The sequence below is a fragment of the Halostella salina genome, from assembly GCF_003675855.1.
Classification (GTDB): domain Archaea; phylum Halobacteriota; class Halobacteria; order Halobacteriales; family Natronoarchaeaceae; genus Halostella; species Halostella salina.
On record NZ_RCIH01000004.1, the window covers coordinates 288,491 to 312,205 of the forward strand.

Genomic DNA, 23,715 nt, shown 5'->3' on the forward strand with positions numbered 1-23,715 from the left:
TGTCACTAAACGCTGTGGGGGTGGCGTGCGCGACCGGTGGGCGGTCGTCAGCGGCCGGTCCCCGTCGACTGGTAACTACCCTGCAACCGACTGGTCGCTTCTTGTGACGTACTATCATACGCGTCGATGTTGGCACCTCCGACGAGGGATCACATGCAGTTAGCACTCATCGCAGTCGGGCAGGCGGGGGGAAAGATCGTCGACGAGTTCCTGGCCTACGAGCAGCGGGCCGACGCCGACTTCATCACGGCCGCGACGGCGATCAACACGGCCCGGTCGGACCTGCAGGGACTCCAGTACGTCCCGGAGGACAACCGCGTCCTCATCGGCCAGTCCCGTGTCGGCGGCCACGGCGTCGGCGCGGACAACGAACTCGGCGCGGAGATCGCCGCCGAGGAGTCGACCGAGGTCGTCGCGGCGACCGACGGCGTCCCGGTCAGCCACATCGACGCGTTCCTCGTCGTCGCCGCGCTCGGCGGCGGCACCGGGAGCGGCGCGGGACCGGTCATCGCCAAGGAACTCCAGCGCGTGTACTCGACGCCCGTCTACGGGCTGGGCGTCCTCCCGGCGACCGACGAGGGCGGCATCTACACGCTGAACGCCGCCCGGTCGTTTCAGACGTTCGTCCGCGAGGTCGACAACCTCCTCGTGTTCGACAACGACGCCTGGCGGCAGTCCGGCGAGACGCTGACCGCCGGCTACGACGCGATCAACGAGGAGATCGCCCGCCGCTTCGGCGTGCTGTTCTCGGCCGGCGAGACGGCCGGCGACGAGACCGTCGCCGAGAGCGTCGTCGACGCCAGCGAGATCGTCAACACCCTGGAGGCAAGCGGCGTCTCCGCCGTCGGCTACGCCTCCGAGGAACTCGCTCCCCAGGAGGAGGGCGGCCTGCTGTCGCGCTTCACCGGCGGCTCGTCGTCCGAACCGGACCCGAGCGAAGCGACGAACCGGATCACGAGCCTCGTCCGCAAGGCGACGCTCGGCCGGCTGACCCTGCCCTGCGACGTCGAGAGCGCCGAGCGATCGCTGACGGTCGTCGCCGGCCCGCCCGCCCAGCTCAGCCGCAAGGGGATCGAGGAGGGCCGCCGCTGGCTGGAGGAGGAGACCGGCTCGATGGAGGTCCGCGGCGGCGACTACCCGACCGGTTCGGACTCGGTCGCCGCGGCGGTCCTGCTCTCGGGGGTCACCGAGGTCCCGCGGATCAAGAAGCTCCAGATCATCGCCAACGAGACCCAGGACAACATCGAGGGGCAGCGCACGGGCGAGGAGAAAGCGGAGGAACAGCTGATCGGCGAGCAGGGCGAGGACCTCGACCCCCTGTTCTGACGTGTGCCGGCGACGCCCCGGCACGGCCCAACCGAGCACTGGCGAGTCGCTCCGCTCCCCGTCGTCGTTCGCCGAAAAGCGCCGAGGAGGAGATTTGAACCACGCGGTCGGCGACGCCGTCCTCTACTTCGAATCTCCAGCTGTCGTTTCGGCGAACGGGCGAGTCGCTCCGCTCCTCGCCGTTGTTCGCCGAAAAGCGCCGAGGAGGAGATTTGAACTCCTGAGTCCTTACGGACAGTTGCTCTCGAAGCAACCGCCTTGGCCAGGCTAGGCTACCTCGGCTCTACTCATCCGTTCATCGCTTGCGACTTTATGGATTTCGGTTCCGGCGCGCCGGCCGCCGCGGTCCGTCGATCATTACAAATAAACGGACCCCGTCCGGACGGCAACCATGGAAGTCCCCGATGCGAACGAGGAAGCACAGGCGATCCTCGACACGGTCGGCAACGCCGTCATCGCCGACCGCGAGTTCCTCGAAACGGTACTGCTGGGCGTCATGGCCCGCGGCCACGTCCTCCTCGAAGACGTCCCCGGCACCGGCAAGACCCTCACCGCGCGGTCGTTCGCGACGGCCTTCGGCCTCTCGTTTAGCCGCGTGCAGTTCACGCCGGACCTCCTGCCGGCCGACGTGACCGGCACGCACGTGTTCAACGAGGACACCGGCGAGTTCTCGTTCAACGAGGGTCCGATCTTCGCCAACATCGTGCTGGCCGACGAGATCAACCGCGCGCCGCCGAAAACGCAGGCGGCGCTGCTGGAGGCGATGGAGGAGGGACAGGTCACCGTCGACGGCGACACCCACGACCTCCCCGACCCCTTCTTCGTCATCGCCACGCAGAACCCCGTCGAGCAGGAGGGGACGTTCCCGCTCCCCGAGGCGCAGGTCGACCGCTTCATGGTCAAGACCAGCCTCGGCTACCCCGACCTCGACGGCGAAGTCGAACTGCTCCAGCGGCGGCGCGCCCGGGACACGCAGAGCCCGTCGGCCGAGCGCGTGCTGACCGACGAGGCGGTCAAACAGCTTCGGTCGGTGCCCGAGTCCGTGCGCGTCGAGGACGAACTGCTGGAGTACGTCGCCAAGGTCGCCCGCGCGACCCGCGAGGACCGCCGCGTCGAGGTCGGCGTCTCGCCGCGCGGGACCCAGCGGCTGTTCGAGACGGCCCGCGCCGAGGCCGTGCTGGCCGGCCGAGAGTACGTCACGCCCGACGACATCAAGCGCGTCGCCGAGCCGGTGCTGGCCCACCGCCTCGTGCTGACGCCGGACGCGACGGTCAACGACGTGTCGAAGCGAGCGGTCGTCGAGAGCGTCCTCGACGAGGTGCCGGTGCCGACGCTGGAGTAACACCGGACGGCAGTCGCACCCGTCTCAGGTGCGCAGCAGCGAGGTCAGCGCGACGACACCGAGCAGGAGCAGGACCAGCGCCGACAGCGGCTGACCGCCGCCGGACACCCGGTAGAGCCCGTAGCTCACGACCGTGACGACCACGCCGACGCCGACGCTACCGGCGGCGTGGGCCAGTTCCGCCCGGCTCGTGTCCGCTTCCCGACCGACCTGCTCGCCGAGACCGATGGCGTTGTCCAGCAGGTCCCAGGCGACGACCGCCCCGCCGGCGATGACCACGACGACCGCGTCCGGGGCGCTCAGGAACCCGGCGACCATCGCGGCGAGAAACAGGAGGACGCCGGTCAGCGCCGCCGCCCGCCGCCACCCGGCGAACGTCGTCACGGTCGCGGTGACGATCGCGAGCGCGGCGAAGGGGGTGGCGTACAGCGAGAACAGCCCGACAACCGCCGTACAGAGGCTCGCGACGACGACCGCCGCGACCCCGCTGTGAACCGGCGGACGCCGGTCTATCTCCGCCGTCATTGTGACCACCGTTTCCCGGCGCGGGCGAGCGCCGCCTCGGTGCTCATATCAGCGGGCAGTTCGGCCACTCTGATGCCGGCCTCCCGGAGGCCGGTGATCCGGGCGGCGCGCTCGGCTCCAAACAGCCGGTTGCCCGCCGTCTCCGTCGACGACGGGTCGGGGCTGAGGACCGTGACGAGGTGGCCGTGGGCGTCGAGCAGGCGAGCCAGCCGGACCACCTGGTCGTCGGCGAGCGGCGAGAACAGGATCACCTGCGCGTCGTCGGGGAAGCGCTTGCGGAGCCGTCGCAACCGGACCGAGAAGTAGAACGGCTCGTCGGGCACCTCGGGCGAGAGCGCGTCGTTCGAGGTGAACAGGTCCTGTGCCCTCGCACGGTGGTCGGTGCCCAGCCCCGGCGGGAGCCACACCTCCGTCGGGCCGAAGGCGGCGACGCCGACGCGGTTCCCCTCGTCGAGCAGCGCCGGGAACACGGATGTCGCGGCCGTCATCCCACGGTCCACAGCGTGGGGGCTGTCGTCGTCCGGGCGGACGTACGCCTCCTCACGCACGTCGAGCAGGAGGACGACCGTCGCCGACCGCTCCTTGCGGAACCGGAGCGTCGCCATCTCGCCGGTGCGGGCGTGGCGGTTCCAGTCGATCCGCGAGAGCGAGTCGCCTTTCCGGTACTCCCGGGTGGAGTGGAACTCGATCCCCTCGCCGCCCTCGTCGGTTTCGACCCGGCCGGCGTGGCGCGTCGTCAGCGCGCGGAGCGCGACGTCCGACACCGGGTCGAACGACGGCTGACACGAGACCACGTCGTCGGTCGGGATCCGGCTCCGTCGCTCGACCGCCCCGCTCATTCCCCGCGCGATGGCCAGGAGGTGGTCGAACTCGTGGGTGCCGCGGCTCGCGAGGACGGTGTACTCGAACGACGCCGACTCCCCGGGGCGCAGGGCCGTCCCCAGCCGGGGCACGCCGTCGACGACCCCGAGCGTCCCCGGAACGCCGTCCACGATCCGGAGGCTTGGGAGCGTCGACGACCCGGCGTTCGTGACGGTCACCGAGACGGTCACCTCGTCGCCGGGGTCCGGGTCGCGGTCGGCGATCCGTCGCGTCACGTCGAGCGACACCGCCGGCGCGCTGCCGGCCCTGGCGTAGGCTGCGTAAGCGACGCCGACGACGGCGGCGAGCAACAGCGACGGGCGTGAGAGGACGATCCCGAAACCGCCGGCAACGAAGGCGATTGCGCTGACGCCACGCCAGCGACGTGTCGGCATGGTGTCGGTCTCGACGGACCTGGTCTCCGTCCCCGCTGTCGTCTCGCTCTCCGACTCGTCGTCGCTCGCCACGGTCGCGTCCCCGTCGGCGGCACGGCTCGCGGCTGCCGTCATTCCGCGTCCACCCCCTGGAGGTCGGCGATCGCGTGTGCGGCCCGCCGGGCGCGTCTGTCGAACGCCGGTTCCATGGAGAGCGTATCCCTGATCTTCGACCACACCGTTGCACTCTCCGGGTCCCCGTCGGAGAACAGCGCGGCGGCGACCGGGTCGTCGGTCCACGTTCCCGCTTCGAGCGCATCGTGTGCGGCCGCCTCCGAACAGTCCTCGGCGTAGGTGATCGCGTCGATGGCCGCCTCCTCCAGCCGGGTCGCGACCCGGTGTCTCCGGGCGGCCCAGTGTTTGCCCCGCCGGGCGGTTATCGCCTCGTCGAAGTCGTCGCCCGGCGTCGGCAGTGGCTGTTGTGTCTCCGGGTCCGGCGTCTCGAACTCCCGAACCGACGTTCGCCGGCGGGCCCTCACGACGCGGTACCCCTGCAACAGCGCCAGGATCCCGATGACTGTCACCAGGCTCTGGGTCGCGTCGATCCCCGCCGCGACCGCCGGGACGAACATCGCGAGGAAGCCGGCGACGGCCGCGAGTATCCCGACCGCCCCCACGATCTGGCGGAGGCGGCTCATGGCGCACCTCCGTCGGCGTCGTCAGCGTCCGCGTACTCGTCCTCGATCCGCCTGAGCGCGGCGACGGCCCGTCGCTCGCGGTCCTCGGTCGGTGTCGCGCCGCCGTACCGGACCTCCTCGAACAGCCGCGTCAGTTCGCCGACCTCGCCCTCTGACATCCCGGCGTCGACGGCCGCGTCGGCGAACTCCGACGGCGTGCTCGACTCGGGCCGGTCGACGTCCAGATGCTCGGTCATCTCGCGCCAGGCGCGGTACACCTCGTTTTCCACGTCGACGTCGTCCTCGATCCGGTCGGCCGCCCGGCCGGCGGCCCGGCCGATCGCCTGCCGCTGCTCGGCCGGCGTCTCGGCCTCGTCGTCCGGATCCTCCTCGTCGTCCCCCGTATCGCTGTACAGGTACAGGCCGACGACGGCGACCGCCGCGACGCCGAGCACGAGCATGACGAGGGCGGTCGGCAAGGTCGGGTCGGTCATGCTGCCGCCGCCGCTACCCAGCGGCCCACTCGACCCGTTCCCCTCACCTGGCCCCGACCCCGACGTGATGTTCATCGGGGTGGCGTTCCCTCCCTGAAAATCGATCCCACAGCCGGCCGTGAGCAGGAGCACGAGTATCAGTAGCGGAAGCCCGGCCGCGAACGTCATCCCGAACGCGGTCAGCCCGCCGTATCGGGTGTAGAAGAACACGGCGATGGCGGCCAGGATCGCGGCCAAAGCCAGATACGGTCCCGGGCCCGAGAAGAGCTGAATACAGGGAGGGATCGGTACCCCGCCAGTGGTGTTGGGCTGCTGGCTTTCGTCACCGAGGCCGCCTCCCTGGGAGGGGTTATCGGTCGGCATCGGATTGATACCGCCACCTCCCCCGCCGGTGTCGACGGGAGAGGTGAGCGTGGACGCCGCCAGCGTGATGGCGAGCACGCAGACGATGCCGATCAGGACAGGGCGGAGGGCATCTCTATCCACAGGCGGTCTTGCATCATTGCTCACTTATGCTTTCCGTATCGGCGGGACGTGTCAGGAAAGAAGTGTACCGCGTGGGTGTCGCCGGGTCGACGGCCGAACGCACGCTATGCCAGTTCGGTCAGCGCGAGCAGGATCGACGGCGCGACCAGCAACACGACGCCGACGACCAGCAGCACCGCTGGCAGGACGAGCAGTCCCGAGTCCGTCAGGAGCCACAGCCCCAGGCCGGCCAGGACTGCGAGCACCCCGAGAAGCCGGAGGATCCAGGCGATCGCTTGTTCAAGCCCCGAGTCGACGACCAGTTCGACGACTTCGAGTGCTTCGTCCATGCTCGGCCGGGATATCTCGCGCTTGCCGTATATGTTCTGTGGGTCGCGGTTCGGCGCTCGTTCGGACGGCGACGGCGATCCTGAATTTCCACACAGAACTGAGATAATTCCTTGATTCTATTCCTCTATCAAAGCTTAAATACAAAGCGGAGCCACACCTCGGGCGTGTCCGACTCACCCACGCTCGAACTGGCGACGGAGGCCGAACGGACCCGCGACGGGGCCGGCGGCGCGGTGCCGCCGCCGCTCCCGCCGGACGACCCGGAAGCGTGGTACGCACCCGACGTGCAGGCCCAGTACGAACTCCGCCCGGACGTGGTTGCGACGGTCCGGGAGGCGGACGACGCGTTCGCGTACGACGTGCGCGAACCGCGCCTCTCGGCCGCGGACTGGCACGCCGTCCGGTCGGTCGTCGACCACTTCGAGAGCGCCACGCTCCGCCGGCCGCTCACCCGGGAGGGAACCGCCGAGCGCATGCGGGAGGGGTTCGCGCCGAAGTACCGGCGCGCCATCGACCGGCTGACCGACGGCACCGCGGCCGCCCGCCGCCGGGTCGGGTACGTCGCCCTCCGGGACGTGCGCTGTCTCGGCGACCTGACGCCGCTGGCGCTCGACGACGACATCGAGGTGGCCGACACCGCAGGCGACCGACTGGTCGTCCACACGGCCGACTACGCGCCGGCCGAGACCGACCTACCCGCGGACCCCGAGTTCATCGAGCGCTTCGTCAGCGAGCGCGTCGACACGTACACCGTCCCGTTCCGAGGGTTCGAGATACCCGTCGTCCTCTACCGCGAGCACCTGCTCGGCAACGACGCGTTCACGACGAAGTACGCCGTCGTCGAACCGGACCTCCTGCCGGGCGACGAGGCGCTGGTCGAGGAGTGCAAGGAGCGCGTCTGGGAGGCGAACGTCGGCGAAGTGATCGACGGTGCCCCGGCGGGGGACGGGGATGCCCGCGAGGCGTTCATCCGTAACCGGGCGTCGAAGTACCTCTCGCGGCAGCTCACGGCCCGGAACACCCGGGCGTGGCTCGACGCCGCCACGTACCGCACGAAGGCGGCCCTCGCGGAGTACGGCGTCGGCGTCCCGCCGGTCGACGACCGCTACGCCGAAGACCGGCTGTCGGACCTGGTGTACTACGTCCTGCGGGACTTCGTGGGGCAGGGCAAGCTGACGGTGCCCGTCCGCGACCCCAACCTGGAGGACATCGAGGCCAACCGCGTCGGCGAGCGCGTCAAGGTGGTTCCGCGCAGCGGCGTCGACGACGGGAGCCGGGTCCCGACGAACCTCGTCTTCGAGGACGAGCGGGAGTTCGTCAACGTCGTCACGCAGCTGGCGGCCGCGGACGGCACCGAACTCAACGCCAGCAACCCCAGCGCGAAGGTGAACCTGCGCCCCGCCGGCGTCGACGACGACGTGACGATCCGATGTGCCGTCGCGCTGCCGGTGATCAGCGAGGACGGCCCGCACGTCTCGATCCGCAAGCAAGCGCCCGACGCGATGACGCCGGTCGACCTCGTGGAGCGCGATAGCCTCCCGACGGAACTGGTGGCGCTGCTGTGGATGCTGTACGAGCACCACTGCGTCGTGCTGTTCTCCGGTCCGACGGGCGTCGGCAAGACGACGCTGATGAACGCGCACATGCCGTTCATTCCCTTCGAGGACCGCCCGATCAGCATCGACGAGGGGTCCCGGGAGGTTCGCCTCCCCCACGAGACCGGCGTCTCGCTGACGACGCGTGACCACGAGGACGAGTTCAAGCAGGTGTCGATGGCCGACCTGATGACCGAGTGCAACTACCTCAACCCCGACGTGGAGGTGATCGCGGAGATCAACACGCCCGAGAGCTTCGAGACGTTCGCGGAGACGCTGAACACCGGCCACGGGGTCATCGGGACGACCCACGCCGAGGACGTGGAAAAGCTGGTCAACCGCGTCGTCGAGCAGGGGCTGCCGCCGTACCTGCTGACCGAGATCGACCTCGTCGTGTTCCCGAAACACGTCGGGGGCGAGCGCTACGCCGGGCAGGTCGTCGAGTTCCTGAGCGAGGAGGCGTTCGAGCGCCTCGACGGCGGCGAGGGCCGCGGGACGATAGCGAAGGGCGACACGACGGTCTGCTGGAACACGGTCGCCGAGCGCGAGAGCGACGGGTCGTTCAGCGTCGACTACGCCCACCCGGATATGCCCGGGACCGACGCGACGGCGAAACACAACGGCGTCCGCGTGTTCCACCGGCTGGCGGCCCGGACCGACCGACCGGTCGAGGCCGTCGAGGCGGAGTTCCACCGCAAACACGGCTACGTCCAGTACCTCGTCGACGAGGGCGTCCGCGACTTCGACGCCCTCTTCGACTTCCTCGCGGACCTGGAGTCCAACGAGGCGGCGACCGTCGAACGGGCGACGAGCGAGCGCGGCCCCGTCGGTGGCGAGGGATGACCGGGACGGAGCCCTCCGCACGGACGGACGTGTCGCTCCGGGGCGCGGCGCGGCCCACCGCGGCGGTCGACCGCCTGCTGTACGCCCTGTTCTCCAGACACGCCGACGGGGCGCGCCACGCTGGTGACCGCAAGCAGTACCGCGGGACGGACATGCGGGTGAGCTTCGGCGTGTACGTCGCCCGGGTGTACGGGCTCTCGTGGTTCGTGTTCCTCGTGCTCGCAGCCCTCGGCTTCGCCGGCCTGCTTGCAGTCCCGGTCGGGACGATGTCGACGGCCGTCGCCTTCGTTCACGACGGCGTCCCGGTGCTGAATCGGGTCGCGGTCGGGCCGGTGCCCCGCGTCGCCCTCGCCGCGGCCGGCGGCGTGTTCGTCGGCGGGGTCGGGAAACGCGCCACGGTCGCGCTCGGCGGCCGGTATCTCGGCTGGCTCGCCCGCTCCCGGCGGTCGAACATCGGCCGGACCCTCCCCGGCGCGGTCCGGTACCTCCACGCCCTCTCGACCGGGAGCGACAGCCCGCGGGCGATGCTCCGAAAGGTGGCGGACAACCGGAGCGCGTACGGCGACACGGCCGTCGCGTGCCGGAAGGCGCTGAACAAGGCGGCGCTCACCGGGAGCCTGAGCGAGGGGCTCCGGATCGTCGCCCGCGACACGCCCTCGCGGGACACGCTGGCCCCGTTCCTGCTGAAGTTCCGCGAACACGCCGACCAGGGGGCCGAGGAGCTGACCTCCTACCTGCGGCTGGAGAGCCGGATGCTCTCCCACCGCCAGCAGCGCGCCCGCGAGCAGGCCGAGGGGTTTCTGGAACTGCTCGCTGAGCTGTTCATCGTCCTGCTCGTCCTCCCGTCGCTGCTCGTCATCGTCCTCACCGTGATGAGCGTCCTCTCCCCCGAACTGAGCGACCCCGTGCAGACGCCGGTCGGGGAGACGACCGTCCGCGGGCTGCTGGTGTACGTGAGCGCGGGGTTCGTCCTCGCCACCGGCGCGATCGCAGCCTGGCTGGTGGGCGCGCTCAGGCCGCCCGGCCAGTCGCTCCCGGGGTATCGCCGTCCCGAGGGCGTGCTGGCGACGCTGCGCTCCGCATCGACCAACCCCGCGAGCGCGACGGTCGTTCTGGGACCGGTCGCGCTCGCCGTCGCCGGACTGCTCCGGACCGTGTCGTACGACCCGGTCAACGTCGCGCTGCTTGGTTACGCCGCGTTCGCGGTCCCGGTCGGGCTGGTCGCCGTGCGCCGGGCCCGGATCGACGACGCGAAGGACAGGGAGATCAAGGACTTCGTCCACGCGGTGTCGAGCCACGTCAGCCTCGGACGCCCGTTCTCGGAGGCCGTCGCGGTCGTCGCCCGGGACGTGGACCTCGGGGCGCTCGACGAGGACGTGGCCGACCTGGCGTTCAACGCCAACCTCACCACGTACGAGGGCGACCTCCGGACGGCGGCGCTGGACCGGTTCGTCGACCGCGTCGGGACGCCGCTGGCCGAGCAGACGATGGGGCTCGTCACCGGCGCGCTGGAGGCCGGCAGCGACGCGGAGGACGTGTTCGACACGCTCCAGACCGAGGTCGGGCGGCTCTACCACGAGAAGAAGGCGCTCCGGAACGCGATGCTCGTCTACGTCGCGGTCGGCTGGACGACGGCGCTGCTCATCGTCGGCATCGTCGTCGCGGTCGACGGCTACGTCATCGACGGGTTCGCACAGCTCTCGTCGGTGTCCGGCGTCTCGACGTTCGACCCGGACGCCATCCAGCCGGCCCGTGAGCGCCGCCGCTTCTACGTCGTCACGCAGGCGACGATGCTGGCCAGCGGCTGGTTCGCCGGCATGGCAAGTCGCGGCCGCTACGACGCTCTGCTGCACTCCGGCCTGCTCGTGCTGGTCGCGTACTTCGTGTTCGCGGGGGTGGGGATGACGTGACCCGCCGGCGTGTTACCTCGGACTCCCGGACCGGCCGCGCCCAGTCGAACGTCGTCGGCGTCGCCGTCCTGCTGGGTATCACGGTGATCGCGCTTGGCGCGCTGACTGCGAGCATCGGCGCGGTCGTCCAGAGCAACGCGGCGACGGCCGACGCCGACCGCGTCGCCGCCGGGTTCGAGGAGGCGATCAGACCGGTCGAGGCGACCGGCCACCACCGCGGCCGGGTCGCCGTCTCCAGCGGCACGTTCTCGACGGCCGACCGCGACCTCCGGGTGCTGAACGCGTCGGGCGTCGTGGCGACGACGACCGTCGACGCGCTGGTGTACGAGTCCGGCGACCGGACGGTCCGGACCCTCTCGGGGGCTATCATCCGCGGCGACGACGGCGGCTCCCGGATGTACCGACCGCCGCCGATTACTGCGAGCCGACGGGCTGGCGGCGTCCTCGTCGTCGGTGCGGGCCGGCTGAACGCCTCGGCAGGGTCAGTCGGGGGCAACGGCGAGACGGAACTCGTCCTCCGGTCGAACGTCACGCATCACCGGCGGAGCCTCGGGAACGGCACGTACCGCGTCGCCGTCGAGACCGAGACGCCGGCCGCGTGGCGGTCGTACTTCGAGCGCCTGAACGCCACCGTCGTCTCAGAAGACCGTGACTTCGACGGCGACGGCGTGGGGAGCGTCGTCGCCCGGTTCCCGGGCGACCGGACGGCGTACCTCGTCGTCCACGACCTGCGACTGGAGGTGGCGCATGGCTGACCGCGGCCCTCGAACGACCCATCGCCGCGGTCGCCCGAGCGACCGCGCCCTGACCCCGGTCGTTGGCAAGGCCCTGGAGATAGCGATCGTCGTCCTCTACGTCGCGCTGCTGACGGCGTCGCTGTACGGCAACGCTGTCCCCGAGTACCGGAGCGAAGCGGGCGCGGAGGTCGGCAACCGGACGCTGGCGACGGCGGCCCACGGCGTGCAGCAGGCGGTGCCGGCCAGCCCGACGGTCGGGACGGCGCGAACGCGCGTCGATCTGCCCGAGCGGATCCGCGGCGCGACGTACCGCATCCGTGCCGACGGCGAGATGCTGGTGCTCGACCACCCGGACGCCGCCGTCGGCGGCCGGGCCCGGCTCGTGCTTCCCGACTCGGTGGTGTCGGTGTCGGGAACGTGGCACAGCGACGGCGAGACGGCGGTCGTTGTCGAGCGCGTCGACGGCGGCTTCGCGGTCACGCTGGAGGGCGACTCATGAGCCGCGCACAGGCGAACATGCCCGCGCTGCTGGTCGCCCTGATCGCGCTCTCGACGGTCGCCGGCGTCGGGCTGTTCGTCGCGGACGACGCGGTCGGGAGCGCGACGCGGGACGCCGGCGAGCGCCGCGTCGCAGTCGGTCTCTCCGACCGCCTCGTGAGCGCCGACGGGCCGCTGGCGGTCCGCGCGAACGTGCTCGACGCCCGGGCGGTCGCGTCGCTCACGCCCGCGGCGTTCGAGTCGCAGTACCCCGTCGCGCGGGACCACGCCGTCCGCGTGACGCTCGACGGCGAACCGCTCGTCAGCACTGGCGACGCCGACGGCGGAACGACGATCCGGCGGGTCGTGCTCGTCGAGCGACGCGAGCGTGTGACCCGCACGCCGGCGCTCGGCGCGAACCGCGAACAGTCGGTGACGCTCCCGCGGCGGACGCCGAACGCGACGGTCGAACTGTCGCCGCCGAACGGCACGACCGTCACCACGGTCCGGGCGAACGGCCGCGTCGTGCTGCACGACGACGCCGGCGTCGAGGGCACCGCGACCGTCGACCTGTCGCGGTTCGAGACGGCGACGCTGACGTTCGCGTCCAGCGACCGGCTCCCCGACGGGAGCGTGACCGTGACGTACTACCCCTCGCGGACCCGGAAGGCCCTCCTGGGGGTGACCGTCGATGGATAGCAGGGCACAGCTGTCGCTGCCGGCCATCGAGGTCGGCGTCGGCGTCGTGCTGGTCGTCGGCGTCCTGACGACGTTCGCGCTCGGCGTCCCGGACGCCGACACCCGGGAGCCACAGCTGGACGCCTACGCCGAGGACGCCGCGACGGTGCTGGCGGGCGAGTCGCCGCGACACGGCGGGGCGACTCGGCTCGCGGAGGTGGTTCGGACGCCCGAGCGCTTCGAGCGCGAGCGCGACGCGCTGGAGCGCCGCGTCGACCGGATCCTGCCGGACAACCTGCTGTTTCGGGTCGAGACGCCACAGGGTGCGGTCGGCTACGAACGGCCGGCGGGCGTGACCGTCGGCTCGGCGACCGTGACGACCGCCAGCGGCGACGTGACGATACGGGTGTGGTACGCATGAGACGGCTCGGCCCCGACCGGAACCGCGGCCAGCTCGTTCTCGTCGCAGCGGGCGTGCTGGCGCTGGCGCTCGTCCCGATCGCCTTCGCGTACCTCCAGCTCGGCTACCACGCCGACGTTCGGGCGGGCGTCGAGTACGACGACCCGGGGCGCAACGCCGAGCGCCTGCTCGAACGCGGCGTCCACGACGCGAGCGCCGACGTGCGGGGCGAGTACGAGTGGTGGCAGCGCGAGGACGCCGTCGCCGCGGTTCGGACGAACCTCGAACCGCGGCTCGAAACGCTCCGCGCGGCCCGCGTCGACAGCGGAACGGCCTACGAGGTGGCGTACAACGACAGCGCCGCCGCGGCGTGGGCCGCCCGGAACTGCCCCAGTGGACCGGACCGACAGTTCGGTGACTGCGAGGCCATCGACGGCGTCGTCGTGCAGGAGCGCGCCGGCGAGGCGGCGGTGCTGGCGGTGGCGCTCGACGTTCGCGTGACGACGGCGGACGGGCGGTGGCGGGCGACGCCGGTTGTCGAGGCGACCGGGAACGCGACGGCGACGGCGTGACCGGCAGGAACGCCGTTGTCTCCTTGCCTGTCCACAAAACATTTAGAAAACTCCGAGGGAAACCGGCCATGGACCGCCTTCGTACCCACCCGGCGTTCGCGCTGGTCGGTCTCGGCGTGCTCGCAGCGCTCTCCGGTATCATGCTCGGGGGCGACGTGTTCTTCGGGTACGGCAAGTTCGGCGAGGCGTACGTGTTTCACGTCGGCGTGTTCGCGTTCGCTTTGGCGGGGGCGATGACGCTCGTTCGTCGCACGTCATTGCAGGCTAGCTATCGGGCCGTAGCGACGGCTTCCCTCGCGCTCGTCGCGCTGTACCTGTGTGCGGTCGTGTTACTCTGGTACGACGTCATCGTCACGCCGCCGCCGATCTACAGCCCCGACCCCACGCTGGCCGGCCTCGCGCTCGACCGAGTCTCGATGGCGCTCGCGCTGACGCCGCTCGCCGCGGGGTACGTGTTCGGAGCCGATTCGGTTACGTCGCCCGGTTCGAGAGGCGAAACTGTGCCGTCCGTCCTGGTGCTGTTCGTGCTCGGGTCGTTCGCGCTGGCCGCCCGGATCGACAGCAGCGGCGGTGCACATCCCGGTTTCGTCGGGCTGATCTATCAGATCGTTCTGGTCGTTGGCGTCGTCGCGGCGCTCCCGTTCTACGTCGTCGCCAGCTGGGAGTTCGCCGAGCGCAGTGACGGGGCGTCGGCGACATAGCGCCGTCAGGCCCTCGGCCGTGACCGCTACGCTCTGCTCTCGCTCCACCGCGACGCGAGATACGAGAACGCCGCCAGCGCGAGCGCGAGGCCTAGTTTTCGGGCGACGCCCCGCTTCGTCGGCCGCGACGGGTCGTCAGTCGTCGTCTCCGAATCGCCGGTCGGCCGGGGGAGGAACCTGTTCACGACTGTTCTACGGCCCACGGCCGCATACGTGTTCCGAGGCCACCGCCGTCGCCCGCGTGGGGCGTTCCAGGTACCCGTCCGAGGGCGTTGCACCACCTCTGCCTGTCAACATTTATATCTGTGCCGCGAAACTACAACGGTATTGATGGACCGAGTCAACGGTCGCCCTCCGGCTGTCTCGGCAGGATGAGCGGCGAGTACCGTGAACAGGTATACGACGCCTTCGCCGACCGAAGCCTCACGGCGGAGACGGCGATAGACAGGGCGCTGGAAGCCGGCAGGGAGCGGCTGGAGGTCGGAATCGGCTTCCTCACCTGCGTCGAGGACGGCACCCAGACCATCGAGCGGTCGGTCGGCTCGCACGACGCGATCGCTCCCGGCAACCGCTGTCCGCTCGACGAGGCGTACTGTCGGCGGACCGTGGAGACGGAGGGATTGACGAGCGTCCAGAACGCGTCGGCGTCGGACCTCGTCGATGAGGTGGCGTACGACCGGTTCGGGCTGGGCTGTTACATCGGTGGGAAGGTGCTGGTCGACGGGTCGGTGTACGGAACGCTCTGCTTCGCCGACGAGGCGACGCGGGACCGGTCGTTCTCGGAGGCCGAACAGCTGTTCGTCGAACTGGTCGCCCGGCTGACCGGGAGCGCGATCGAGCGCCAGCGGTGGGACCGGACGCGCCGCGACCGGATCGAGCGCCTCGACGAGGAGCGCCGTCGCTTCGAGGGGATCGCCGACGCGAGCTCCGACATCATCTACCGGATCGGCTCGGACGGACGGTTCACCTACGTCTCCGCGGCGGTCGAACACGTGCTCGGCTACGAGCCGTCGGCGCTGGTCGGTGAGCCGCTGGAAACGCTCGTGGCGGCGGACGACCGCGACCGGATCACCGACGTGCTGGAGAACGTGTTCGAACGGCATCCGGTCAGGAACATGCAACTCGACCTGCTGGCTGCCGACGGCGAACGCGTCCCGGTGGAAGTCAACTCGACCGTCATCTCCCCGGCCGACGGGGAGTTCGTGGTTCAGGGGGTCGCACGCGACGTGAGCGAGCGGGAGGACCGGACGACCGAACTCCGCCTGAAAAACAGCGCGGTCGACGCCGCCCGCGTCGGCATCACCATCGTCGACGTGCGGCAAGAGGACGACCCGGTTGTGTACGCCAACGACGCGTTTCAGGAGCTGACGGGGTACGACACCGAGACGATCCTCGGGGCGAACTGCCGGATCCTGCAGGGGAGCGGGACGGCCGAGGAGCCGGTGGCCAGACTGCGTGAGGCTATCGCCGACCGGGAGCCGGCGAGCGTTGAACTGCTGAACTACCGGGCGAGCGAGACCCCGTTCTGGAACAGGGTGTCGATCACGCCGGTCACCGACGACGCCGGTGAAGTCACGCATTTCGTCGGATTCCAGCAGGACGTGACCGCCGGGAAGCGGACGACGCGGCTCATCGAGGTGCTGAACCGCGTGCTCAGACACAACCTCCGCAACGAGATGAACGCCGTCCGGGGGTACGTTGACCTCATCGAGTCCGGCGACGCCACGGCGGCCCACGCCGACCGGATCCGGGAGGCGACGGACGAACTGGTGAACCTGAGCGATCGTGCACGTGAACTTGAGTCGTACGCGACCGCCGACCGCGCCCCCGAACGCATCGCCACCGCGTCGCTGCTGACCAGGGTCGCCGACGAGTACCGTGCCGTGGACGACGTGACCATCGCGGTCGACGCCGTGGACGACGTGTCCGACGTCTGTGCCGGGCCGGAGATAGAGCGTGCCGTCCGGGAACTCGTCGACAACGCGATCTGTCACGACTCCGACCCGCCGACCGAGGTAACCCTCGACGCACGCGACGTCGGCGAGTGGGTCGAACTGACGGTCGTCGACGACGGTCCGGGCATCCCGGCGGACGAGGCGGCGGTCATCGAGAGCGGCCGCGAGACCCCGCTGGAGCACGGGACGGGGCTCGGCCTGTGGCTCGTCAACTGGATCGCCACCAGATACGGCGGGTCGTTCCAGACCGAGGCGACCGACGACGGGACCGTCGCGACGGTCCGGCTGCCGGCGATCGCCGCCGACGAATCAGTCGAGGACGCCGCGAAGCCGCCGACGACGCTGTTCCGATAGGCGGGACTTCGGGACCCGCGGACTGTCGTACCCCCGTATCGATGGCCAGCGACCTGTCGGACGGTCATCGGTAGACCGTTCCAACAGTCCGTGCGATACTTCGTCACCGGCGACCTGTTCGGTGCGGGTGATCCACGCACTGGTGTCGCGGGTCCGATGCGCGCTGGGCGGCGGCGAACCCCGTCATCCCACCAGTAAACGCGCCTTGGCTGGCAATCCGCTGATACGGATACGAACGTTTCACCTAATTCGAGGTAGAAGCCCCACCCTCAAGGAGCGTGGGGCTTCCGACCCCAGCGGAAGCCCAAGCAAGTAGGACGGGGAGGAAACCGGCCCGGTACTAACCAGCCGCTAGACTGGCACCTGCTAACTCCAATTATTAAGTAACTACAACTATATATGTGAATGTATCGTGGAGTACCGTCGTACCGCCGTTATCAAGCTCGACACCCCCGAAGGTGCAGATACACTCCTTCGAGAGACAGTCGAGCAATTCAAATACTGCGCCAACACCGCGAGCGAGTGGTGCTGGCACGGCGACGACGGCTACCACGTCACTTCGAAAGCGAAGGCCGAACGCGCCCTGTACGACCAGCTCCGTGAGGACACGGAGCTAACCGCAAATCTCGTCCAGAAAGGGATTCGCCAAGCCGTCGAATCCGTCAAAAGCGGCGTCGAGCGGCTCAAAAACGACAAAGAATCATCTCGTCCGACGTTCACGGCGGATACCGCCGTTTACGACAAGCGAAGCGCCACCTTCCACCGTGACCACGTCTCGCTCTCAACACCGGACGGACGGATCGAGTGCGACTACATTCTGCCTGACGATGCCGAGACACCCCCGACAAAGTACGTCGCCAACGAGGAGTATGAGTTTCGGCGGGCGACACTCCATCGGCGTGACGGCGACTGGTATCTTCATGCGTCAATGCTCAAAGAGGAGGAGGACGGGGACGACACCGAACCCACCACCGGGCACAGAACAGTCCTCGGTGTGGACCTCGGTGTAAATCAACTCGCGGTTGCTTCGACCGGGCGGTTCTGGTCGGCAGACGAGTTCAACCACTGGAAACGAGAGTACGAAAAGCGACGTGGCGACCTCCAGCAGTGCGGGACACACGCGGCACACGACGCGATAGCAGGTGTCGAGCGGAAGGAGGACGGACGCTTCGAGATATTCCTGCATCGGGTCGCCAATGAGATCGTGGCTGAAGCCGTCGAACACGATTGTTCGCATATCGTGTTCGAGGATTTGACGGACATTCGTGAGAACGTGTCACAGGCGTCGTGGCACCATCTGTGGGCGTTCCGCCGCCTCTACGAGTACGTCGAATACAAAGCCAGAGCGCAGGACGTTGAAGCTGTTCAGGTGGACCCACGGAACACGTCAAACCGGTGTTCGACCTGTGGGTTTACCCACGACGACAACCGCCACGGCGAGAACTTCGAGTGTCAGGATTGTGGCTACCAGAACCACGCCGACTACAACGCTTCAAAGAACATCGGCTTGCAGTATCTCCGGCGTCGGCAAAACGCAGACGCCGGAGGCGCACCCGTAGACGTGCGCTTGAATCGCGGGACACTGAACGTGAGTGGAGAGTACGAGCTTCCCGCCTCATCCAAGGCGTAGAACGGAAGTCCACGCGAAAGCCCTAGTGCAGGCTCACAGCCCGCACGTCGTCAGACCTCGTCTGACGGAACCCTCAACGAGCGAGCGAGGCAATTGCCTCCGAGCGAAGTAGGGAAGGGTCGTTTACTCACCCCGGTATTCACAACGGATGACGTTGAGAGGTGACGGTGACCCAGATGGGGGGATCCAGCCACGCCGACGACCGACTCGTATCGCTCGTCCTCGCGACCATCGCCGTCGCGGGGGCGCTGGCGGCGCTCCCGGCGGCCGGCGCGGTCGGCGCGCCCGGCCCGGCCGACGGACAGGAGCGCGACGCGCCGCCCGACGTCGACACCTACGCCGTCACCCAGGGGGGCAACTGCGTCGAGGTGACGCCGTTCGGCGACGACACCGAGAGCGTCGCGGCGTTCTACGAGTACGGGCTCCACACCGGGCTGTACAGCTCACAGGGGACCCGCGAGTACCAGGAGTTCGACGAGAGCCAGCTGTTCCTCTACGACGGTAGCGAGGGCGGCAGCGTCGTCTTCGTCCACGGCGAGGCCGGCAGCGGGGTCGGCGGCGGCGTCGCGACGATGCGGCTCTCCGGCGTCTCGCCGGCGGGCGAGTGGGCCGTCAGGGACGACAACTACACCACCCGGATGGACAACTTCACGCACGACGGCACGTCGGCCCGGGCCGACTGGTGGTGGGGGAGCAACCGGACGGACGGCGGCGCGTTCCGCGGGCTGGAACGCGGCGACTACGAGGCGGTCACCGTCGACCCGGCGTTCAATCAGGCGGCACCCTACTGGACGCTCGACACGCCGACGACGATAAACGACTGGCTGCTCCGGAGCGCCGACGGGCGGACGATCCAGTTGTCGAAAACCACCCCGGTGACGATACGGCCCGGGACGTGCAGCGGCGCATCGACCCACGTCACGGCCAACGGGACCGACGGCTTCGCCGCGACGGTTCGCAACGCTACGGCGGCCAACGGGACGACGTTTCGCCCCGCGCTGTCGTCTGACGCCGGCGTCGGCGTCGACCGGGTCGCCGTCGACCACGGCGACGGCTCGTGGTTCCAGTTCGGCCTGAACCGGACCAACGCGAGCGCGGCGGCCGACACGGCGCTCCCGGCCGATCCGCTGTTCGCGGTCACGCCGGAGAGCGACGCCCTCGACGACGGCGGCCTCGACGGCGTCGAGTACACGTTCGCCGTCGACCGCGACCGGCTCGCCGACCGGCCGGTCCACCCGGGCGACCTCGCCCTGTTCCAGTACCGCGACGGCGAGTGGCGACGACTCGACCGCGACCTGGAGCGTCGCGGCGGGGAGGTGCTGCTCCGCACGACCGACGCAGAGGGGACAGCGCCCGTCGCGGTCGGCGCGCTCCAGCCGTCGATCCGGGTGACCGACCTGTCGCTGTCGGCCGACACGGCGTCCCCCGGGGAGGACGTGGAGATCACGGCAACGGTGACGAACGACGGCGAGGGCAACGGGACCTACGTGGCACGGCTCACCATGTTCGACCAGACGGTCGACCGGCGGTCGGTTCGGGTCCCGCCCGGTGCGGACCGGCGCGTGACGTTCACCCGATCCGTGGCGTCGCCGGGAACGTACACCGTCACGGTCGACGACGCCCGGACCGAACTCGTCGTCGAGGGAAGCGGCGGCGTGGCGGACCTGCCCTCCGACAGCTCAGTCCCGCCGACCCTGATCGTCGGCGCGGTCCTCGCCGTCGCCGTCGCCGCGGTCGTCGGCTACCGCGCCCGGTGAGTCGGCAAGCTCGTCGGTCAGCCCCCACTCCTCGGCCCTGTCTCGCGCCTCGGCCCGCGCCTGTTCGCGGATCGCCGCGACCTTCTCCTCGTCGTCGAGGAACGCGGCGACGGGCGAGGACGCGTCCGCGGCCGTCCCGGTGCGGTCGTCCGGTGCGGCCGTCCGCGTGCGGTCAGCGAGGCCGGGGTCGCCGGCGAGGCGCTCCGCGGGGAGTCCCGGAGGCACTTGGAGCTCCGGGGTGTCGTGAAGGTCCGCGAGCGCCGTCCGGTCGAGTTCGAACACCTCGACGCTGTACGGGCCGGGAACCGCGAAGTCGGCGATGGCGTCGGGACCGCCGGCGTCGGTGCCGGTGTGGTACGCCAGCACCGGCACGCCCGCCTCGAACGTGAGGACGCCGCGGCCGTCCGCGTCGAGCAACAGCGAGTCGGTCGGCTCGAACACGACGTACCCGGTCAGATTCCGGTCGAGCGCGGTCGACAGCGCCGTCGCCGGGTCGCCGACGACGCGGGAGCGCACCAGCTGGCCGCGGGGCAGCCTCATGGCCGGTCGGGGACGACGGCGCTCCGGAAGCGGTCCGCGACGGCGTCCGAGTCGCCGGATCGGACGGTCAGCGCGTCGGCCGCCTCGCGGAACGCCGCGGCGGCGGGCGAGTCGGGGGCGTGTGCCAGCAGCGGCTCGCCGGCGTCCCGTGCGTCGTGGACCGCCTCGCTCTCCGGCACCGTCGCCAGCGTCGGCCCGTCGAAGTACTCCTCGGTGCGCTCGGCGACGCGCTCGACGCTTCCCTCGTCGCGCACCTTGTTGAACAGGACGCCCGCGCTCCCCGTGCCGTACGACCGGGCGTACTCGCCGACCTTCAGCGCGTCCGACAGCGCGGGGATCGTCGGCTGGAGGACGGTGACGATCCGGTCCGCGAGCACGACCGGGAGGACGGCGCTTTTCGACCCCAGCGCGGCCGGGGAGTCGAGCAGCAGCACGTCCGCGTCGGCTGCGAGCGCCGCCACCACGTCGCGGAGCCGCGTCGGGTCGGCCGCCTCGAAATCCGCGAGGCTCGTCCCACAGGGCACGACCCGCATCCCGAACCGGTCGTAGGTGGCGTCCTCGACCCCGGCGTCGGTCTCCGACAGCAGGAGGTCGTGGAGCGTCACGTCGACGTCGGCCAGTCCGGCGTGAAACAGCAGGTTCGCGAGACCGGTGTCGGCGTCGACGACGGTCACGTCGTGGTCCTCGGCCAGCGCCATCCCGAGCGCCAGCGTGCTCGTCGTCTTCCCGGTTCCGCCCTTCCCGCTTGCCACCGCGAACGCCTCGACCATCAACAATCGATACAGTCGGTATCCGTGTTAAAATTTCTCCTCTACCGAGACGAAACTCCCAACCGAAAGGAGCGTGGTGGGGTCCCACGCCGAAAGGGGGTGGGGAAGGGGGGGGGGGGGGAACGATCCGGGGAACAGCCGGCCCCGGTGCCGTGGCGTCGCCGGGGGTGGGGGGAAGAACGGCGACGGCCACACTTCCACGGTAACCCGGATTTAGTGTAAAACTTTTGGCCGATCTCCCCCTCAATCGCCCTTCTGACGGCCGATCCCGAACCGGGCGGGCGGGAGGACGCTCCCGACCAGTTCGGCGGCGGCGTCGTACGGCGACTGTACCGGGGTGGGCGGGCGCTCGCCCTCGAACAGCGGGTCGACCAGCGCTGCCCGGGCGGCGGCGCTGTCGAACAGGCCGTGGAGATAGGTCCCGAGGACGCTCCCGCGTGCGGCACCGCGACCGTCGAACGGCCGCTCGACGGGGCCGACGGCACGGGTCTCGCCGGCGTGGATCTCGTACCCCTCGACCGTCGCGTTTGCGCCGGCGAGCGGCCCGACACCGTGGAGCCGGCGGGACACGCTGGTCACCCGCTTTTTCCGCGAGAACTCGGTGACGACCGGCAGGAGGCCGAAGCCGGAGACGGCGTCCGCGCCGTCGGTCGCCCGCTCGACGCCTGCGTTCTCGATCCGCTCGCCGAGCATCTGGTAGCCGCCACAGAGGCCGACGACGGGGCCGTCGAACGCCGTCAGGGCCTCGCCAAAGCCCGCGTCGCGGAGCGTGAGCAGGTCGTCGACGGTGTTTTTCGACCCCGGGAGAACGACCGCGTCGGCGTCGGTCAGTTCCGCGTCCGGTGGGACGTAGGCGACGCGGACGCCGGGTTCGCGGGCGAGGGGTTCGAGGTCCGTGACGTTCGAGATCCGCGGCGTCCGTGGGACCGCGACGGTGACCGCCCGGGCGTCGGCGACGCCGTCGTCGGCCCCGCGGACCGCGCGCTCGCCGACGGGCGGCAGCGAGAGGCTGTCCTCGGCCGGCAGGCCGGGGTCCTCGTACGGGAGGACGCCGAGTATCGGGACGTCGGTGCGCTCCTCGAACTCGTCGATCCCCGGGTCGAGCAGCGACTCGTCGCCGCGGAACTTGTTGATGACGCAGCCCACCACGCGCTCTCGCACGTCGACGGGGAGCAGTTCGAGCGTGCCGACGAGGCTGGCGAACACGCCGCCGCGCTCGATGTCCGCGACGAGGAGGACCTCGGCGTCGGCGAAGCGGGCGGTCTCGACGTTCGCCAGGTCGCGGTCGTGGAGGTTGATCTCGGCGATGGAGCCAGCGCCCTCCGCGACGACCACGTCGTGTTCGGCCGCCAGCCGCCGGTGGGACTCGACCGCGGCGCTCCGGGCGGTCTCCCAGTGATCCTCGTAGTAGTCGCCGGCCGCGTAGTGGCCGACCGCCTCGCCGTGGACGACGAGTTGGCTCTCGCCCTCGCCGCGGGGCTTCAGCAGGACGGGGTTGTGGTCGGTCGTCGCGGGCACCCCGGCGGCGCGGGCCTGCACCCACTGGGAGACGCCGACCTCGCCGTACCCGTCGGCGTCGTCGCCGGCGGTCGGCACCGCCCGGGCGTTGTTGCTCATGTTCTGGGCCTTGAACGGGGCGACGTCGATCCCGCGTTGCGCGAGCAGGCGGCAGAGGCCCGCAACGACCGTGCTCTTGCCGACGTGGGAGGCGGTGCCGGCGACGAGTATCGTCCGCGTCATTCCTCGGGTCAGTACTCGGTTCCCTTCCGGGCCGGTTGCCCGGCGTCGATGGGGTGTTTCTCCTTCCCTATCTCCGTCACCAGGTCCGCGTGGTCGACGACGTAGTCCGGATGCTCGTGGCCGCCCGTCAGCACGAGTTCGAGGTCGTCGGGCTTGCGCTCGATCAGGTCGACCACGTCCCCCGGGTCGACGAGGCCCCGGTTCGCCGCGTACAGGATCTCGTCGACGATCAGCATGTGGACGCGCTCGCCGTCGATGACGGGGTCGTCGACCAGTTCCCGTGCCCGGGCGAGACCGCCCTTCGCGCGGGCCTCGTGTTCGTCGTCGTCGCTGGTGCCGAAGCCGTGCCAGCCGTAGTGGCCGCTGTTCTCGAAGGAGTACCGCGGCAGCTCGGCGATCGCGTTGTACTCGCCGCGCACGTCCTCGACGGTGCTCGTCCCGCCTTTCATCAGCTGGACCATGTGGACCCGGTAGCCGTGGCCGGCCGCCCGGAACCCCATGCCCATCGCCGCGGTGCTCTTGCCCTTGCCGTCGCCCCAGAAGACCTGGACCAGCCCGAACGAATCGGGGGCGGACGGTTCGATCGGCTGTGCGTCGACCGTGTCGGTTGCGTCGTCTCGTGTCATGGGTCGGATCTCGTC

General features: G+C 70.1%; 23 protein-coding genes and 1 tRNA gene. 13 read left to right on the forward strand and 11 right to left on the reverse strand.

The window, feature by feature from the left end; translation table 11 throughout:
- The first annotated feature begins 153 nt into the window (after positions 1–153).
- A complete protein-coding gene (locus tag D8896_RS10030) occupies positions 154–1,326 on the forward strand; it encodes a tubulin/FtsZ family protein (protein WP_121821957.1) in 1,173 nt (390 codons plus the stop codon).
- A gap of 197 nt (positions 1,327–1,523) precedes the next feature.
- On the opposite strand, the gene D8896_RS10035 is transcribed toward D8896_RS10030, so the two are convergent.
- Positions 1,524–1,608 (reverse strand) — tRNA-Ser (locus D8896_RS10035).
- A gap of 109 nt (positions 1,609–1,717) precedes the next feature.
- Here D8896_RS10035 and D8896_RS10040 point away from each other — a divergent pair.
- The gene (locus tag D8896_RS10040; RefSeq protein ID WP_121821958.1) at positions 1,718–2,668 is read left to right on the forward strand and encodes an AAA family ATPase; all 951 of its coding nucleotides are present in this window, start codon (positions 1,718–1,720) and stop codon (positions 2,666–2,668) included.
- Positions 2,669–2,692: 24 nt separating this feature from the next.
- On the opposite strand, the gene D8896_RS10045 is transcribed toward D8896_RS10040, so the two are convergent.
- From D8896_RS10045 to D8896_RS10065, 5 genes are all read right to left on the reverse strand, one after another.
- Entirely contained in the window at positions 2,693–3,193 is a 501-nt protein-coding gene (locus tag D8896_RS10045) for a DUF7519 family protein (protein ID WP_121821959.1), read from the reverse strand.
- The gene (locus tag D8896_RS10050; protein ID WP_240452011.1) at positions 3,190–4,563 is read right to left on the reverse strand and encodes a DUF58 domain-containing protein; all 1,374 of its coding nucleotides are present in this window, start codon (positions 4,561–4,563) and stop codon (positions 3,190–3,192) included. Before D8896_RS10050 ends, D8896_RS10045 begins: the two co-directional genes overlap by 4 nt.
- Positions 4,560–5,126, reverse strand: coding sequence for a DUF7269 family protein (locus D8896_RS10055; RefSeq protein ID WP_121821960.1), 567 nt, complete (start codon positions 5,124–5,126; stop codon positions 4,560–4,562). Before D8896_RS10055 ends, D8896_RS10050 begins: the two co-directional genes overlap by 4 nt.
- The gene (locus tag D8896_RS10060; protein ID WP_121821961.1) at positions 5,123–6,085 is read right to left on the reverse strand and encodes a DUF4129 domain-containing protein; all 963 of its coding nucleotides are present in this window, start codon (positions 6,083–6,085) and stop codon (positions 5,123–5,125) included. Before D8896_RS10060 ends, D8896_RS10055 begins: the two co-directional genes overlap by 4 nt.
- Positions 6,086–6,189: 104 nt before the next feature.
- Positions 6,190–6,414 carry a hypothetical protein gene (locus D8896_RS10065; RefSeq protein WP_121821962.1) on the reverse strand — a complete coding sequence of 75 codons (225 nt, stop codon included), beginning with the start codon at positions 6,412–6,414 and terminating at the stop codon, positions 6,190–6,192.
- Positions 6,415–6,579: 165 nt separating this feature from the next.
- Here D8896_RS10065 and D8896_RS10070 point away from each other — a divergent pair, with 165 nt between their 5' ends.
- From D8896_RS10070 to D8896_RS10105, 8 genes are all read left to right on the forward strand, one after another.
- Entirely contained in the window at positions 6,580–8,853 is a 2,274-nt protein-coding gene (locus D8896_RS10070; RefSeq protein WP_121821963.1) for a type II/IV secretion system ATPase subunit, read from the forward strand.
- Positions 8,850–10,763 carry a type II secretion system F family protein gene (locus D8896_RS10075; RefSeq protein ID WP_121821964.1) on the forward strand — a complete coding sequence of 638 codons (1,914 nt, stop codon included), beginning with the start codon at positions 8,850–8,852 and terminating at the stop codon, positions 10,761–10,763. Before D8896_RS10070 ends, D8896_RS10075 begins: the two co-directional genes overlap by 4 nt.
- On the forward strand, positions 10,760–11,518 hold the full coding sequence (locus D8896_RS10080; protein WP_121821965.1) for a DUF7289 family protein: 759 nt from the start codon (positions 10,760–10,762) through the stop codon (positions 11,516–11,518). Before D8896_RS10075 ends, D8896_RS10080 begins: the two co-directional genes overlap by 4 nt.
- Positions 11,511–11,999, forward strand: coding sequence for a DUF7266 family protein (locus D8896_RS10085; protein ID WP_121821966.1), 489 nt, complete (start codon positions 11,511–11,513; stop codon positions 11,997–11,999). Before D8896_RS10080 ends, D8896_RS10085 begins: the two co-directional genes overlap by 8 nt.
- Entirely contained in the window at positions 11,996–12,676 is a 681-nt protein-coding gene (locus tag D8896_RS10090) for a DUF7263 family protein (RefSeq protein ID WP_121821967.1), read from the forward strand. The genes D8896_RS10085 and D8896_RS10090 overlap by 4 nt, the downstream gene beginning before the upstream one ends.
- Positions 12,669–13,076 carry a DUF7262 family protein gene (locus D8896_RS10095; RefSeq protein ID WP_121821968.1) on the forward strand — a complete coding sequence of 136 codons (408 nt, stop codon included), beginning with the start codon at positions 12,669–12,671 and terminating at the stop codon, positions 13,074–13,076. Before D8896_RS10090 ends, D8896_RS10095 begins: the two co-directional genes overlap by 8 nt.
- Complete coding sequence (locus D8896_RS10100; RefSeq protein ID WP_121821969.1) at positions 13,073–13,627, forward strand: DUF7261 family protein; 555 nt, start codon at positions 13,073–13,075, stop codon at positions 13,625–13,627. Before D8896_RS10095 ends, D8896_RS10100 begins: the two co-directional genes overlap by 4 nt.
- A 68-nt stretch (positions 13,628–13,695) precedes the next feature.
- Positions 13,696–14,328, forward strand: coding sequence for a hypothetical protein (locus D8896_RS10105; RefSeq protein ID WP_121821970.1), 633 nt, complete (start codon positions 13,696–13,698; stop codon positions 14,326–14,328).
- Between the two features lie 26 nt (positions 14,329–14,354).
- Here the strand turns inward: D8896_RS10105 and D8896_RS19375 are convergent, their stop codons facing one another.
- Entirely contained in the window at positions 14,355–14,513 is a 159-nt protein-coding gene (locus D8896_RS19375; RefSeq protein ID WP_162991527.1) for a hypothetical protein, read from the reverse strand.
- 186 nt (positions 14,514–14,699) lie between these two features.
- Between D8896_RS19375 and D8896_RS10110 the strand changes: the two genes are divergently transcribed.
- The 3 genes from D8896_RS10110 to D8896_RS10120 all read left to right on the forward strand — a co-directional run bounded on the left by D8896_RS10110 (position 14,700) and on the right by D8896_RS10120 (position 20,024).
- A complete protein-coding gene (locus D8896_RS10110) occupies positions 14,700–16,637 on the forward strand; it encodes a PAS domain-containing protein (protein WP_121821971.1) in 1,938 nt (645 codons plus the stop codon).
- 412 nt (positions 16,638–17,049) lie between these two features.
- Positions 17,050–18,267 carry an RNA-guided endonuclease InsQ/TnpB family protein gene (locus D8896_RS10115; protein WP_121821972.1) on the forward strand — a complete coding sequence of 406 codons (1,218 nt, stop codon included), beginning with the start codon at positions 17,050–17,052 and terminating at the stop codon, positions 18,265–18,267.
- Between the two features lie 176 nt (positions 18,268–18,443).
- Positions 18,444–20,024: a CARDB domain-containing protein gene (locus tag D8896_RS10120; RefSeq protein WP_121821973.1), complete on the forward strand. Its 1,581-nt coding sequence runs from the start codon at positions 18,444–18,446 to the stop codon at positions 20,022–20,024.
- Here D8896_RS10120 and D8896_RS10125 read toward each other — a convergent pair.
- The 4 genes from D8896_RS10125 to D8896_RS10140 form a co-directional block, all read right to left on the reverse strand.
- The gene (locus D8896_RS10125; protein ID WP_121821974.1) at positions 19,947–20,564 is read right to left on the reverse strand and encodes a hypothetical protein; all 618 of its coding nucleotides are present in this window, start codon (positions 20,562–20,564) and stop codon (positions 19,947–19,949) included. The two genes, D8896_RS10120 and D8896_RS10125, sit on opposite strands and share 78 nt — an antisense overlap.
- Complete coding sequence (locus D8896_RS10130; protein ID WP_121821975.1) at positions 20,561–21,334, reverse strand: nucleotide-binding protein; 774 nt, start codon at positions 21,332–21,334, stop codon at positions 20,561–20,563. The genes D8896_RS10125 and D8896_RS10130 overlap by 4 nt, the downstream gene beginning before the upstream one ends.
- Before the next feature lie 243 nt (positions 21,335–21,577).
- Positions 21,578–23,074 carry a cobyric acid synthase gene (locus D8896_RS10135; protein ID WP_121821976.1) on the reverse strand — a complete coding sequence of 499 codons (1,497 nt, stop codon included), beginning with the start codon at positions 23,072–23,074 and terminating at the stop codon, positions 21,578–21,580.
- Between the two features lie 8 nt (positions 23,075–23,082).
- On the reverse strand, positions 23,083–23,700 hold the full coding sequence (locus D8896_RS10140) for a cob(I)yrinic acid a,c-diamide adenosyltransferase (protein WP_121822058.1): 618 nt from the start codon (positions 23,698–23,700) through the stop codon (positions 23,083–23,085).
- Positions 23,701–23,715 lie beyond the last annotated feature (15 nt).